This is a genomic window from Kitasatospora sp. NPDC059408 (assembly GCF_042751525.1).
Classification (GTDB): Bacteria; Actinomycetota; Actinomycetes; order Streptomycetales; family Streptomycetaceae; genus Kitasatospora.
Window position 1 is genome coordinate 27,805 of record NZ_JBHYWI010000041.1, and the last position, 14,735, is coordinate 42,539.

General features: G+C 74.0%; 11 protein-coding genes and 1 pseudogene. 10 read left to right on the forward strand and 2 right to left on the reverse strand.

Features of this window, described 5'->3' with window-relative positions; translation table 11 throughout:
- Nucleotides 1–80 precede the first annotated feature (80 nt).
- Nucleotides 81–1,001, reverse strand: coding sequence for an NADP-dependent oxidoreductase (locus tag ACFXDE_RS25600; protein ID WP_380497094.1), 921 nt, complete (start codon nucleotides 999–1,001; stop codon nucleotides 81–83).
- Between the two features lie 154 nt (nucleotides 1,002–1,155).
- Between ACFXDE_RS25600 and ACFXDE_RS25605 the strand changes: the two are divergent.
- Nucleotides 1,156–1,968 (forward strand): annotated as a pseudogene (locus ACFXDE_RS25605) (glycoside hydrolase family 3 N-terminal domain-containing protein); the annotation flags it as partial.
- A 101-nt stretch (nucleotides 1,969–2,069) separates the two neighbouring features.
- Here the strand turns inward: ACFXDE_RS25605 and ACFXDE_RS25610 are convergent.
- Complete coding sequence (locus tag ACFXDE_RS25610; RefSeq protein WP_380497095.1) at nucleotides 2,070–3,728, reverse strand: allantoin permease; 1,659 nt, start codon at nucleotides 3,726–3,728, stop codon at nucleotides 2,070–2,072.
- 272 nt (nucleotides 3,729–4,000) lie between these two features.
- Between ACFXDE_RS25610 and ACFXDE_RS25615 the strand changes: the two genes are divergently transcribed.
- The 9 genes from ACFXDE_RS25615 to larE all read left to right on the forward strand — a co-directional run bounded on the left by ACFXDE_RS25615 (nucleotide 4,001) and on the right by larE (nucleotide 14,734).
- Entirely contained in the window at nucleotides 4,001–5,881 is a 1,881-nt protein-coding gene (locus ACFXDE_RS25615; RefSeq protein ID WP_380497096.1) for an ABC transporter ATP-binding protein, read from the forward strand.
- Nucleotides 5,878–7,707, forward strand: coding sequence for an ATP-binding cassette domain-containing protein (locus ACFXDE_RS25620; RefSeq protein ID WP_380497097.1), 1,830 nt, complete (start codon nucleotides 5,878–5,880; stop codon nucleotides 7,705–7,707). Before ACFXDE_RS25615 ends, ACFXDE_RS25620 begins: the two co-directional genes overlap by 4 nt.
- A gap of 180 nt (nucleotides 7,708–7,887) precedes the next feature.
- Nucleotides 7,888–8,619 carry a FadR/GntR family transcriptional regulator gene (locus ACFXDE_RS25625; protein WP_380497098.1) on the forward strand — a complete coding sequence of 244 codons (732 nt, stop codon included), beginning with the start codon at nucleotides 7,888–7,890 and terminating at the stop codon, nucleotides 8,617–8,619.
- 34 nt (nucleotides 8,620–8,653) lie between these two features.
- Nucleotides 8,654–9,532, forward strand: coding sequence for an amidohydrolase family protein (locus ACFXDE_RS25630; protein ID WP_380497099.1), 879 nt, complete (start codon nucleotides 8,654–8,656; stop codon nucleotides 9,530–9,532).
- Nucleotides 9,529–10,818 carry a nickel-dependent lactate racemase gene (gene larA / locus ACFXDE_RS25635; RefSeq protein WP_380497100.1) on the forward strand — a complete coding sequence of 430 codons (1,290 nt, stop codon included), beginning with the start codon at nucleotides 9,529–9,531 and terminating at the stop codon, nucleotides 10,816–10,818. The genes ACFXDE_RS25630 and larA overlap by 4 nt, the downstream gene beginning before the upstream one ends.
- The gene (locus ACFXDE_RS25640; protein ID WP_380497101.1) at nucleotides 10,815–11,939 is read left to right on the forward strand and encodes a glycerate kinase; all 1,125 of its coding nucleotides are present in this window, start codon (nucleotides 10,815–10,817) and stop codon (nucleotides 11,937–11,939) included. The genes larA and ACFXDE_RS25640 overlap by 4 nt, the downstream gene beginning before the upstream one ends.
- Nucleotides 11,940–11,967: 28 nt before the next feature.
- On the forward strand, nucleotides 11,968–12,648 hold the full coding sequence (gene larB / locus ACFXDE_RS25645; protein WP_380445310.1) for a nickel pincer cofactor biosynthesis protein LarB: 681 nt from the start codon (nucleotides 11,968–11,970) through the stop codon (nucleotides 12,646–12,648).
- Entirely contained in the window at nucleotides 12,645–13,874 is a 1,230-nt protein-coding gene (gene larC / locus ACFXDE_RS25650; protein ID WP_380497102.1) for a nickel pincer cofactor biosynthesis protein LarC, read from the forward strand. Before larB ends, larC begins: the two co-directional genes overlap by 4 nt.
- Nucleotides 13,871–14,734: an ATP-dependent sacrificial sulfur transferase LarE gene (larE, locus tag ACFXDE_RS25655; RefSeq protein WP_380497103.1), complete on the forward strand. Its 864-nt coding sequence runs from the start codon at nucleotides 13,871–13,873 to the stop codon at nucleotides 14,732–14,734. The genes larC and larE overlap by 4 nt, the downstream gene beginning before the upstream one ends.
- The last annotated feature ends 1 nt before the right edge of the window (nucleotide 14,735 follow it).

A 14,735-nucleotide genomic window follows, 5' to 3' on the forward strand; every position in this document is an offset into this window, starting at 1 on the left:
GAAGGGGAATTCCCGCGCCAGGCTCCAGCCTAGGTCCGGCCCCCGCCATACGCTCTCCCACCGACGAGGACGGGGAGCGGTCACGGCACGACGACCAGCTTCCCGCGGGTGCGGCCGGTGCGGCTGGCGTCGAAGGCCTCACCCGTCCGGTCCAACGGGAAGGTCCGGGCGACCTCCACCGTCAGGGCGCCGCGGTCGACGGCCGCGGCCAGTTCGGCGAGCTTCGCGCCGTCCGGGCGGACCCAGATCCAGTGGCCGCCGTGCTGCGACACCCCCGGGTCGGCGATGGAGACGTGCCGCCCGCCGCCGGCGAGCACGGCCAGGGTCGTCTCCAGCTGGCCGCCGACGAAGTCCGCGACGGCCGAGACACCGTCGGGCGCCAGCGCGCGCACCCGGTCGGTGAGGCCGTCCCCGTACGTCACCGGTTCGGCGCCGAGCCCGCGGAGATACGCGTGGTTGCGCTCCGAGGCGGTGCCGATCACCCGGGCCCCGCGGTCGCGGCCGAGCTGCACCGCGAGGCTGCCCACGCCGCCGGCCGCGCCGTGCACCAGGAGCACGTCCCCGGGCCCGACCGCGAGCCCTTCCAGGCAGCGCAGCGCGGTGAGGCCGGCCAACGGGAGTCCGGCCGCCTGCGCCCAGTCGAGCCCGGCCGGCTTGCGCGCCACCGCGGGCGCGGCGACCGCGACGTACTCCGCGAAGGTGCCGGCCTGGACCACGTCCTTGCGGGCGTAGGCCATCACCTCGTCCCCGGGCGCGAACTCGGGTGTGTCGGGGCCGGTCCGGGTGACCACGCCGGCCACGTCCCAGCCGGGGACGACGGGGAAGACGGTGTCCATCATGCCGTCCAGGCCGCCCGCCATGACCTTCCAGTCGACCGGGTTGACGGAGGCCGCCCGGACCTCGATCAGGACCTGGCCGGGACCGACCTTGGGGTCGGGCACCTCGCCGTACCGCAGCCGCGAGTTGTCCGGGGCGTACGAGTCGTAGGTCACCGCGCGCATGAACGGACCTCCAGGGAAGCGGTGTTGCAGCCGGGCGGGCAGGGCGCTGTGGGCCACGCTATGCCGGGGGCGGGCGGTCGGCATCCGGGGCGGGTGCCGAGCGCCGCCGAGGCCGACACGGGTGGCGTGCCGCTGCCGACTGCGGCCCGCCGTGGTTGTCCCACCCCTGGATGTGGTCGCCCGGACCGGAAAGGTCGCCACCGTCGCCACCGCCTACGTCCAGGGCCTGGAGTCGGCCGGCGTCGTCGCCACCCTCAAGCACTTCGCCGGGTACTCGGCCTCCCGCGCCGGACGCAACCTCGCCCCCGTCTCGATGGGCCCGCGCGAACGCGCCGACGTCATCCTGCCGCCCTTCGAGATGGCCGTCCGGGAAGGCCGTCCGCGCTCGGTCATGCACGCCTACACCGACACCGACGGCGTCCCCTCCGCCGCCGACGAAGCCCTGCTCACCGGACTGCTCCGGCACACCTGGGGATTCACCGGCACGGTCGTCGCCGACTACTTCGGCATCGCCTTCCTCAAGACGCTGCACGGCGTCGCCGAGGACTGGTCCGACGCCGCCGCCCTGGCCCTGGCCGGCGGGGTCGACGTCGAGCTGCCGACCGTGCTCCGCAACACCGGCGCGCGGGCGGGTGCGGAGGTGGTGCAGTTCTATCTCCACGACCCGGTGGCATGCGTGGTGCAGCCGGTGCAGCGGCTGGTCGGCTACCGGAGGATCCGGCTCGAAGCCGGAGCCGGCTGCCGGGTGGAGCTGACCCTGCCCGCCGACCTGGCGTCCTTCACCGGCCGCGACGGCACGCGGATCGTCGAACCCGGCGCGTTGGAACTGCGGATCTCCGCCTCCAGCACCGACCACCCCCTGACCGTCCCGCTGCGCCTCACCGGCCCGCCGCGCCCGCTCGACCACACCCGCCGACTGCACCCGACCGTCGCCGTCCACGACCTCCCACAAGCCGCCACCCCGTAACGGAGGAGGCCCCTCGAACCCGACGGGCCGTGGCTCATTCGACCGCAGCCACGGGCGCGGGTGCTCTCCGCTCAGGGTGGGCGGCCGCCGGTGTCCCGGAGTCAGCCGGTGATCGGCTGTGCGGGCAGCACGTGGTCGCCGCCCTTGTCGGTGCTCAGGCACAGCGAGCAGACGGCCGCTCCGTGGGTGGCGCAGGCAGCCAGGTCGGGGCGCTCGTAGGGCTGGTGGCAGACGTGGCAGTCGAGGGTGACGGCGCTGGGGTTGCCCCCGGCGTCGAGCAGGGGCTCGTCGATTCCGTCGTCGGTGCGGCGCAGGTAGTACCGGCCCTTGGTGACGATCGCCATCAGCGGGGTGAGGGCGAAGGCGATGACGGCGGCGGCCACGGGCGAGTACGGCTGGAGGGTGTCGCCGAGGGCGTGGAAGTACATGGCGATCGACAGGCCCGAGGCGGCGACGAAGGCCACCGTGCCGACCGGGTTGACGGCGTACAGCATCCCGCGCCGGAACTCGGGCTGGAGCGGGGAGAGCTTCAGCAGGTACTTGTTGACGCCGATGTCGGTGGCGACGGTGACGACCCAGGCGATCGCGCAGTTCGAGTAGAAGCCCAGGATGCTGTTCAGGAAGCTGAACATGTCGGCTTCCATCAGGGCGAGCGCGAAGCCGAGGTTGACCAGGACGAAGACCATCCGGCCGGGGTAGTGCCTGGTGACGCGGGTGAAGGAGTTCGTCCAGGCCAGCGAGCCGGAGTAGGCGTTGGTGACATTGATCTTGATCTGGCTGATCACGACGAGCGCCACCGCGAGCGGGATGACCAGCCAGGACGGCATCATCGCGTCGAAGGCGCCCTTGAACTGCCGGATCGGCTCCGGGGCGGCGGTGGCACCGACCCCGGCGATGACGTAGACGGCGAGGAAGACGCCGATGGCCTGCTTCAGGGCGCCGAGGACCACCCAGCCGGGACCGGCCATGATCACGGCGGTCCACCAACCGCGCTTGTTGGCCCCGGTCTTGGGCGGCATGAAGCGCAGGTAGTCGATCTGCTCGCCGATCTGCGCGATCAGGGACAGACAGACACCGGCGCCGAGCAGTACGGAGGCGGGGTTGACGCCCCCCTCGCCGTCGGTGCCGGCGTAGGAGAGGAAGCGGTCGACGGTGCCGGGGTCGTCGGCGATCAGGTAGACCAGTGGGGCGACCATCAGCACCAGCCAGACCGGCGTCGTCCACACCTGGAGCTTGCTGAGCGCCTTCATGCCGAAGATCACCAGGGGGATCACCATCAGCGTGGAGACCGCGTAGCCCAGCCACAGCGGCAGCCCGAGGCCGAGCTTGAGGCCCTGGGCCATGATCGAACCTTCGAGGGCGAAGAAGATGAAGGTGAAGCTCGCGAAGATGACGCTGGTCAGCACCGAACCGTAGTAGCCGAAGCCGGAGCCGCGGGTGATCAGGTCGAGGTCGATGTTGTAGCGGGCTCCGTAGTAGGCGAGTGGGAAGCCGGTGACGAAGATGACCGCTGCGGCCACCGCGATCGCGACGAGCGCGTTGCCGGTGCCGTGGGCCAGGCCGATGCCGGCACCGATGGAGAAGTCGGCCATGTACGCGATGCCGCCGAGCGCGGTGGTCGCCACGACCACCGGGGTCCAGCGGCGGTAGCTGCGGGGCGCGAACCGGAGGGTGTAGTCCTCCAGGGTCTCCTTCGTCGCCTGGCTCTTCTCGGCGTCGGGTGGTGTGGTCGTCGTCGGACGCGACTCGGTGGTGGTCATGGCCCGCCTTTCCGGGGTGCGGTGTGAGCGGACACGCTAGGAACCGGTTGTTTCCCCACGGGCCCGCGCGGTGTGAACGGCGCGTAACCGGATGCTCACCCGCGACGCCGAGCCGCGGCCCGCCGACCGCTTCGAACTCTCCCAGAGTCACCCGGGTGCCGTAATCGCCTTCAGTTCATCGGGTATTCGACGATGCTTCGATGAATTCAACGGAATTCCGCCAGCTCATATACGAATTGACACATGGTCAGGAGTCCTGCCAGATTTGGCGAATGTTCGAGTCGAAGCGCTTCGACGGTGCCATTCGATCGAGGGCGTCCCGCATCGCCCTGCTCCTGCGTCCACTGCGTGACGCGCGGCCGCCGCTCCTGGCCGCACTGGTCGGGCTCCTCGTCGTCCAGGCGGCCCTCCCGGCCGCCACCGCCCTGGCCACCGCGGTCCTGGTGGCCAGGGTGCAGGGCCATCCGGGTGCGGACCTCTTCGACGCCGCCCTCGTCCCGCTCGCGGTCTTCGGTGCCGTCCTGCTGCTCGGGCACGTGATCGAGGCGCTGACCGCGCCGCTGGGGCAGCTCGCCGCCCTCCGAATCGACGGGGCCCACCGGGCCAGGGTCCTGCGCCTCACCACGGCGAGCCCCACGATCGAGGCGCTGGAGACGCCCGAGGTGCAGCAGCTGATCCGCCGCGCCCGCGCCCAGCCGGCCAACTGGACCGAGCGCACCCCCGCCGACGGCGCGCTGGGGCGCCTGCGCCGCCTCGCCTCGCTCCTCGGCCTGGCCGGCGCCTGCGCGGTGCTGGCGCAGTACGTGTGGTGGGCGGTGCCCGCCCTGCTGGTGCCCGGCGCGGTCAACCAGTACCTGCGCAACCGTCAGGCGGACGTCTTCACGACGGTGTGGCGCAAGGGAATCCCGCACGGCATGCGCGCCGAGGCCTGGCAGGACGCGCTCACCGCCGTCGGCCCCAGCATGGAGGTACGGGTCTTCGGCTTCGGCGACTGGATGGTCGAGCGCATCCAGCGGCACGTGCGGGCGATGTTCGACCCCGTCTGGGAGCTCTCCCGCAGACTGCTGCGCAACGAGTGGAGCCAGTTCGTGCTGGTCGGCGTTCCCCTGGTCGTCGTGTACCTCGCGGTGACCCGGGACGCGGCCCGCGGCGCGGTCGGCATCTCGGCCCTCACCGCGGTGCTGACCGCCTCCTGGTCGCTCGTGCAGTCGCTGGGCTACAGCGAGGACGTCCGCAACATCCGCGCCGCGACGGAGGGCATGCTGGCCTACCGCGAGTTGCGCGAGGCCCTCGGCCCGCAGGCCGTCGGTGCGGACGCCCTCCCCGTGCCCCGTACCGAGCGGCGCACCGCGCCACCACTGGTCGCCTTCGAGGACGTGTCCTTCGCGTACCCGGGCACCGGGCGCACCGTGCTCGACGGCCTCAGTCTGGAGATCAGGCCCGGCGAACTGCTGGCCGTGGTCGGGCTCAACGGCGCGGGCAAGTCGACCATGATCAAGCTGCTGTCCGGCCTCTACCGGCCCACCCGGGGCCGGATCACGGCCGACGGGATCGACATCGCCGAGCTGGGCGCCGCCGGCTGGCGCGAGCACGTCTCGGTCGTCTTCCAGGACTTCGTCAAGTACCAGCTGTCGGCCGCCGACAACGTCGCGCTCGGCCACGCCACCGTGCCCGTCGACCGGGCCGCCCTGGACGCCGCCGCGAAGGATTCCGGCTTCGACGCGGTGCTGGAACGGCTCCCCGACGGCTGGGACACCCCGCTCGCCCGCACCCGGACCGGCGGGGTCGACCTCTCCGGAGGCCAGTGGCAGCAGGCCGTCCTGGCACGCGCCCTGTACGCCGTGCACACCGGCGCCGACCTTTTGGTCCTCGACGAACCCACCGCGCACCTCGACGTCCGCACCGAGTTCGACGTCTTCCACCGCCTCGCCGAGCACCGTGGCGGCGCCAGTGTGGTGCTGATCTCCCACCGGCTGTCCACCGTCCGGCAGGCCGACCGGATCGTGCTCCTCGACGGCGGCCGGATCACCGAGTCCGGCACCCACGACGAACTGATGGCCCTCGGCGGCCGGTACGCCGGTCTCTTCGCCATCCAGGCCGAGCGGTTCCGCCTCGGCTACGACGACCGCACGGACGAAAGCGAGCCCTCATGACCCTGGACCCGCAGGCCGAGTTCCGGGCGACCGCGCGCGACTACGCGGGGCTGGCCCGCGAACTGTTCGCCCTTTCCCACCGCCGCTCGCCGGGGCTGACGATCGCCGTCCTGCTCACCCAGGCGCTCTCCCTGGTGACGGTCGCCGCCACGGCGCTGACCCTGCGCGCGGCCATCAACGGCGCGATCGACCACGACACCGGCACCGCCGTCGCCGGGGCGGTCGGTGCCGCCGTCGTCTACGCCGCCACCGCCGCGCTCACCGACCTGGGCTACAACGTCAAGGGACAGTTGGTGGACCGGGTGGCCGTGCTGGACCTGCCGGCCTCGATCCACCGGGACATCGCGCTGCTGGACGGACTGGAGCACGTCGAGCGCAGCGACTTCCTGGACCGGGTGACGATCGTCCTCGGCGCTCCCTGGGCCATCGTCAACGGCTTCTGGTCGGCGGTCACCGCCGTCTTCGGCGTGCTCCAACTCGGCGTCTCCCTGGTGCTGCTGGGCACGGTGAGCCCCTGGCTGCTGCTCCTGGTCCTGTTCGCCGCCGCCCCGCTCTGGTTCGACCGCCGGGGCCGGCGCCGCGTCAGCCGGGCCGAGACCGAGACGGCGGAGGCGGTCAGGCTCCAGAAGCACCTGTTCGACACCGCGTCGGAGGCGGCGGCCGCCAAGGAGATCCGGGTCGCGGGGGCCGGCGGCGAGCTGGCCCGCCGTCAGGCCGCCCTCTGGGAGGAAGCCGCCGACCACCGGTTCCGGGCGCAACTCCATGCCGCTGCCTGGCGGGTGAGCGGCTGGACGCTCTTCACGGCCGCTTTCGTGGCCGCCCTCGCCGTCGTCATCCACCGCACCGCCCGCGGACACGGCTCACCCGGCGACGTCGTCCTCGCCATCACCGTCGCCTCCACCCTGAGGGGATCGGTCGAGGCCGCCGTCGGCCGGACGACCGACTCCGTGGCCGCCCAGCGCTTCGTCGACCCCTACCTGTGGCTGCGCCGCTTCGTCGCCGACCGGCGCACGCACGGCTCCGGCGAACTCGCGACCCCGCCCCGGCTCACCGAGGGCATCGTCCTCGACCGGGTCAGCTACCGGTACCCCGGGACCGACCGGTTCGCCCTGGAGGACGTGAGCCTCACCATCCCGGCCGGGACGGTCGTCGCCGTCGTCGGCGAGTACGGCTCCGGCAAGACCACCCTGGTCAAGCTGCTCAACCGGTTCTACCGGCCGGACTCGGGCCGCATCACGGTCGACGGGGTGGACCTCGCCCGGTACGACGGCGCGGGCTGGCACGCCCGCACCAGCGCGGCGTTCCAGGACTTCGGCCGCTACCGCACCGTGTTCTCCGAGACCGTCGGCCTGGGCGACCTCCCGCACCTGGACGACCACGAGCGCGTCGCCGAGGCGCTTCAGGAGGCGGAGGCCGCCGCCTTCGTCAGCCGGTTGCCCCAGGGCGTGAACACCCTGCTCGGCCGGGCCCTCGGCGGCGTGGACCTCTCCGAGGGGCAGTGGCAGAAGACCGCCCTGGCGCGGGCGACCATGCGCCGCGAGCCGCTGCTGTTCGTCCTGGACGAGCCCACGGCCTCCCTGGACGCCCCCAGCGAACAGGAGATCTTCCAGCGTCAGATGGCCCGGGCCCGGGAGCTCGCCGCACGCACCGGGGCGATCACGGTCATCGTCTCGCACCGGTTCTCGACCGTCACCGGCGCGGACCTCATCCTGGTACTCGACCGGGGACGCCTCGAAGAGATCGGCTCGCACCAGGAACTCCTGGCGCGGCAGGGGCGCTACGCCGAGCTCTACGGCATCCAGGCAACGGCCTACGCCGGATCGTGAGCTACCACGAGCGGCTCCTCCTTCGACTCGATACATGGGATGAATCTCGGGTGAAAGGCCACCCGAGGCGGCCAGAGGAAGGGCCGACGCGCGGCATACTGCCAGGCAGTATGCCGAGTTCAACGAAGGGAAGGCATTTGATCTCTTCCGAGACATGGGATCACCTGATACGTTGGCGCCGTGTCCCTGACTGACAAAGCCATCGCCCGCATCCGTCGGATGATCCGGGAGGGCGAGTTGGCCCCGGGTTCGAAGCTGCCCCCGGAGCAGCAGCTCGCGGCCGAGCTCGGCCTGTCCCGGAACCTGATGCGCGAGGCGGTCAAGTCGCTCGTCGTCGCCCGGGTCCTGGAGATCAGGCGCGGCGACGGCACCTACGTGACCAGCCTGGCGCCCGGTCTGCTGCTGGAAGGGCTCGGCGGCGCGGTGGAGCTGCTCCAGGGGGACACCGTCCTCGAACTCACCGAGGTGCGCAGGCTCTTCGAGCCGGTCGCCACCGCGCTGGCCGCCACCCGCATCACCGACGAGGACCTCGCCGAGGTGGAGCGTCACCTGGCGGCCATGCGGGACGCACGGGACGACGTCGAGCTGCTGACCCGGCACGACGCCGCCTTCCACCGGGCGGTGATCCGCGCCACCGGGAACGAGACCCTGGCCACCCTGCTGGAGCACATCTCCGGGCGCACGCTGCGGGCCCGGGTCTGGCGCGGGCTGGCCGACGCCGACGCGGCCGGGCGGACCATCGCCGAGCACGAGGCGATCCTCGACGCCCTCGTCGCCCGCGACCCGAACCTCGCCCAGGCCGCCGCCCTGATGCACGTCAACACCACCGAACGCTGGCTGCGCGAGCACCTGGCCGAGGGGGAGGAGATTCCGGCGGCGACGAGACCGCAGCCGGACCCCCTCCGCACCTGACCGACCGTCAACCACCGACCGAGGAGCGATGCGCGTGAGAGTCGACGCGCACCACCACATATGGGAGTCGGGCCGGCGCCCGCACTCCTGGCTCGACGCGCCGGAGCTGGCCTCCATCCGGCGCGACTTCGGGCCGGCCGACCTGGCCCCCCGGGCCCGGGCGACCGGCATCGACCGCACCGTGCTGGTGCAGGTCCTGCCGGACGCCGCGGAGACCCGGGAGTTCCTCGCCCTGGCCGCCGCCGAACCGCTGATCGCGGGCGTCGTCGGCTGGGCCGACCTCACCGCGCCCGGGATCGCCGACACCCTCGCCGAACTGCGGCGAGGGCCGGGCGGCGACCGGCTCGTCGGCATCCGGCACCTGGTCCAGGGCGAACCCGACCCGGCCTGGCTCGCCCGCCCCGACGTCCGGCGCGGACTGCGCGCGGTCGGCGACGCCGGGCTCTGCTACGACCTGCTCGTCCGGGCCCACCAACTGCCCGCCGCCATCGACACGGTGCGCGCCCTGCCGGAGCAGCCGTTCGTCCTCGACCACCTCGCCAAACCGCCGATCGCGCGCGGAGAGTTGGAACCCTGGGCCGGCCGCCTGCGCGAACTGGCGCGTGAACCCAACGTCTCCTGCAAGCTCTCCGGCCTGGTGACGGAGGCCGACCCGGCCGGCTGGACCGTCGCCGACCTGCGTCCCTACGCCGAGACCGCCCTCGACGCCTTCGGACCCGAGCGGGTCATGTTCGGCTCGGACTGGCCGGTCTGCCTGGTGGCCGCCTCCTACGAACAAGTCGTCCACACCGCCCACGAGTTGGCGGAAGGCCTGGAAGCGCACGAGCGTGCGCAGGTCTTCGGCGGCACCGCGGCCCGGATCTATGGGCTGGACGGACCGGCGCGGCCCGGCGACGGGGAGCCGCCGGCATGAAGGTCCGACTTGCCTACGGTGAGACCGGGCTCGACATCGACGTCGACCCGGCCGTCACCACCGTCGTGGAGCCGCTGCACCACCCCGGCGCCGCCGACGAGACGGCCGCGCTCCGCGCCGCGCTGCGCCGACCGGTCACCGGCCCGCCGCTGCGCGAGCGGGTCAGGCCCGGCCAGACGGTCGCCATCTCCGCCTGCGACGGCACCAGGCCCCAGCCGCGCCACCTGATGATCCCGGCCGTCCTGGCCGAACTCGACGGGATCATCAGGCCCGAGGACGTGGTGATCCTGGTGGCCACCGGCACCCACCGCGGCAACGACCCGCACGAGCTGCGGCGGATGTTCGGCGACGAGGTGGTCGACCGGATCCGGATCGTCAACCACGACGCCCGCGACGACGCGGCGCTCGCGTGGGTGGGCCGCTGGGGCGACGACGTCCCGGTCCGGCTCAACCGCGAGTGGGTGGAGGCCGACGTCCGGATCACCACCGGGTTCGTCGAGCCGCACTTCTTCGCCGGCTTCTCCGGCGGCCCCAAACTGGTCGCCCCGGGCCTCGCGGGCCTGGAGACCGTGTTGGTCCTGCACGACGCCAAGCGCATCGGCGACCCCCGCGCGACCTGGGGCGTCACCCACGGCAACCCCGTCCACGACGACGTCCGCGCCATCGCGGCGGGCACCGGCGTCGACTTCGCGCTCGACGTCGTCCTCAACCGCGACCACCGCATCGTCGAAGCCTTCGGCGGCGACCTGCTGCCCATGCACGCGGCGGCCACCGCCGCCGCCCGCCGCATCGCGATGCGTCCGGTCGACCACCTCTTCGACGTCGTGGTCACCACCAACGCGGGACACCCGCTCGACCAGAACCTGTACCAGTCCGTCAAGGGCATGTCGGCCGCCCACACGGTGGTCAGGCCCGGCGGCCTCATCGTCTGCGCGGCCGAGTGCCGCGACGGCTTCCCCGACCACGGCTCCTACCGGGAGGTGCTCGCCTCGGCCCCCTCCCCGCAGGCCCTGCTCGCGGACATCGGGGCCAGGCCGCGGACCGTGCCCGACCAGTGGCAGGTGCAGGTCCAGGCCCGGATCCAGTCCTCCTGCCGGGTGGTGATGCACACCTCCCACCTCAGCGACGCCGACCTCGCGACCGCCCACCTGGAACAGACCGCCGACATCTCCGCGACGGTCGCCGAGGCACTCGCCGCCGCCGGCCCGGGCGCCCGCGCGTGCGTCCTGCCGGAAGGGCCCATGACGATCCCGTACCTGCGCAGCGGCGGAGCGTCGGCGCCATGACGCGAGGACAGGTCCTGCTGTGCCTGGACAAGTTCCGCGGCTCGGCCACCGCCGTGGAAGCGTGCCGCTGGCTCGCCGAGGGGATCCGGCAGGCGGCACCGGAGCTGAGCGTCCGCGAGGCACCGGTCGCCGACGGGGGCGAGGGGACGGCGGAGGCGTTCCTCGCGGCCGGCTTCGACGCGGTGGCGGTCCGGGTGAGCGGCCCGACGGGCGAGCCGGTCGACGCCCACCTGGCCGTCCGCGGCGACCGGGCGGTCGTCGAACTGGCCCAGGCCTCCGGCCTGCACCTGCTGCCCGAGGACGGGCACGCGCCGCTGACCGCGTCCACCTACGGCACGGGCGAACTGCTGCGCGCCGCACTGGACCTGGGCTGCCGGGAGATCGTCCTCGCCGTGGGCGGCAGCGCCACCACCGACGGCGGCGCAGGTCTGCTCCAGGCCCTGGGCGCGCGCGTCGTCGACGCCCGCGGCGCCGAACTCCCGCCCGGCGGCGCGGCCCTGGCCCACGCGGACCGGGTCGACCTCTCCGGCCTGGACCCCCGCCTCCGCGGCGTCCGGCTCGTCCTGGCCTCCGACGTCGACAACCCGCTGCTCGGCGCCGACGGCGCGGCCGCCGTCTTCGCCCCGCAGAAGGGCGCCGATCCGGGCCAGGTCGCGGTACTCGAAGCCGGGCTCGCCCGCTTCGCACGACTCGTCGCGGCGCGACTGGGAACGGACTCGTCCGACCGGCCGGGAGCCGGGGCGGCCGGCGGCGCCGGGTTCGCGGCGCTGGTCCTCGGCGCGAGCCGGCGCCCGGGCGTCGACGTGCTGCTGTCCGAGCTCGGCCTGGACGCCGCGCTGGCCTCGGCGAGCCTCGTCGTGGTGGGCGAGGGCTGCCTCGACGCGCAGAGCCTGCGCGGCAAGGCGCCGATCGGCGTGGCCGACCGGGCCCGCCGGGCCGGCGTCCCGGTCACCGCCGTCGCCGGACGCGTGGAGGTGTCGCCCGCCGAGCTCGCCGCCCACGGCATCACGTCGGCCCACTCCCTCACCGACCGGGCCGGCAGCCCCGCGACCGCGATGGCCGAGACGCGACGCCTGCTCCGGGAGACCGGCGCCGAGCTCGCCCGTCGGCACTCTTCCTGACCACAGCCCCCCCGAGGAGCAGAGCCGCATGCACCCCACCCGCGTCCACGACCTCGGCTTCGCCCAGGTGGACATCGGCCGCGAACAGCGCCAGGGACTGCCCGAGGTCGTCTACGGGCCCGGCAAGACGCCCGGCCAGATCCGCGCGATCGTCGCCGAACTGCTGCGCGACAACTCCGGCCCGGTCCTCGTCACCCGGGTGGACCCCGGGACCGCCGGGGAGGTCCTCGACCACCTGCCCGCGGGTTCGTACGACGCCACGGCCGGCCTGCTGGTCTGGCGCCCGGCCGGGACGAACGGCTTCGCGCTGACCGTCGTCTCCGCCGGGACCTCCGACTGGCCGGTGGCCGCGGAGGCCGCCGCCGTGGCCGAAGCCGTCGGACTGGCCGTCACCACCGTGCAGGACGTGGGCGTCGCGGGCCTCCAGCGCGTGCTCCGCGTCCAGGAGCAGCTACGGGCGAGCGACGCGGTCGTCGTGGTGGCCGGCATGGAGGGCGCCCTCGCCAGCGTCGTGGGCGGCCTCGTCGGCTGCCCGGTGATCGCCGTGCCCGTCTCGACGGGCTACGGCGCGTCCCTCGCCGGTGTCACGGCCCTGCTGGCCATGCACGCCTCCTGCGCCGCCGGCATCACCGTGGTCAACATCGACTCGGGCTTCGGCGCGGCGATGGCCGCGCACCGGCTCGCCTGGGCGGGGAGCAGGCGCGCATGATCTGCTGGATCAACCCGTTCACCGGCCTCGCCGGCGACATGCTCCTCGGCGCCCTGCTCGACGCCGGGGCACCGCTGGAGCAGGTGCGGGCCTCGGTCGCCGCCACCGGCCTCACGGGCTGGGAGCTCCACGCCGACCGGGTGACCGTGCACGGGCTCACCGCCACCAGCGCCCGGGTGCGGGTGACGGACACCGCCACCGAGCGGCGCGCCGCCGAACTGCTGGTGCTGACCGCCGCCGCGCGGCCCGAGCCGGTGGCCGCGCTCGCCACCGCGGCACTCGCCGCGATCGCCCACGCCGAGGGCCGCCTGCACGGCACCGATCCCGGCGAGGTCCACCTGCACGAACTCGGCGGCCACGACGCCCTCGTGGACATCGTCGGCGTCGCCGCGGCCCTCCACGCCCTGGGCGTGACGGAGGTGGTCTGCGCGCCGCTCCCGCTCGGCGTCGGCAGCGTCCACGCGGCGCACGGACTGCTGCCCTGCCCCGCCCCCGCCACGCTGGAGCTGCTGTCCGGCGCGGCGGTGACCGGCACCGACCTGCGCGGGGAGACCGTCACACCGACCGGGGCCGCCCTGCTCCGCGCCGCCGGCGCCCGCTACGGCCCGCCGCCCACGATGACACCGGTGGCGACCGGCTACGGCGCCGGCACCCGTGTCCTCGCCGACCGGCCGAACGTCGTCGCCGTCACGCTGGGCCGCCCGCTGCCACCGTCCGGCGCGGAACCGGCGGGCGCGGTCGGGGCGGGCGGCGCCGCCGCCGAGGCGGTCGAGACCGTGGTGACCCTGGAGACCAACCTCGACGACGTCACGGGCGAGACCCTCGCCCACACCATCGCGCGGGCCCTGGCCGGGGGCGCGCTCGACGCGTGGACGACGACGGCCGTGATGAAGAAGGGCCGCCCGGCGCACGTGCTCCACGTCCTCGCCCGGCCCGAGAGCGCCCCGCACCTCCGGGAGCTGGTGCTCGCCGAGACGGGAACGCTCGGCGTCCGCCAGACCGTCCAGACCCGCGTCGCGGCCCCCCGGCGGACCGGCACCGTCGAGGTCGACGGCATGCCCGTCCGGGTCAAACAGGGCCCGTACGGGGCCAAGGCGGAGTACGACGACGCCGCGGCCGCCGCGCGGCGAACCGGCCTCCCGCTGCGCACCGTCGCCGACCGGGCGCGGCGGCTGGCCGAGCAGGACCACCCGGATCGATGGACGCAGGAGGACGGAACGCCGTGACCAGTGAATCCAGGGGCGGTGACGCCGTCGAGGAGAAGGCCGCCGCGCTGCTGTCGGCGGTGCGCGAAGCGGGGCCCGTCGCCGTCGCGTACTCCGGCGGCGTCGACTCCGCCCTCGTCCTCGCGGCCGCCGCCCGCGCGCTGGGGCGGGGCGGCGTGCTCGCCGTGACGGCCGTCTCGGAGAGCCTCGCCTCCGGCGAGCTCGCCGCGGCCCGAACGCTGGCCGACACCCTCGGCGTGACACACCTGTCCCCCCGAACCGAGGAGCTGAACCGCCCCGGCTACCGCGCCAACGGGCAGGACCGCTGCTACTTCTGCAAGTCCGAGGTGCTCGACGTCATCGCCGCCGTGGCGAGCGAGCACGGCTTCGACCAGGTCGCCACCGGCACCAACGCCGACGACGCGGCCGACCCCTTCCGGCCCGGCATCCGAGCAGGGCGGGAGCGCGGGATCCGCACGCCCCTGCTGGACGCCGGCCTCGGCAAGGCGGACGTACGCGCCGTCAGCCGCCTGTGGTCCCTCCCGACCTGGGACAAGCCGGCCACCCCCTGCCTGGCCAGCCGCATCCGCTACGGCATCCCCGTCACCGGCCACCGCCTGGCCCGCGTCGACCGCGCCGAACGGGCGGTGCGCGAGGCGCTCGCCGGCGCCGGACTGCGGTCCGGGCAACTGCGCGTGCGCGACCTCGGCGACACCGTCCGGGTCGAACTCGACGCCGAAGTGGTCCCCGCTGCAGCGCGGTTGACCTCCCTGGCCGACGTGCTGGCCGCCGCCGGCTTCGGTGCGGCGCCGGTCGTGATCGACGGCTTCGCCTCCGGCCGGCTCAACCACGAGCGGCCGCCCGTCACCGAGGAGCCCTGAG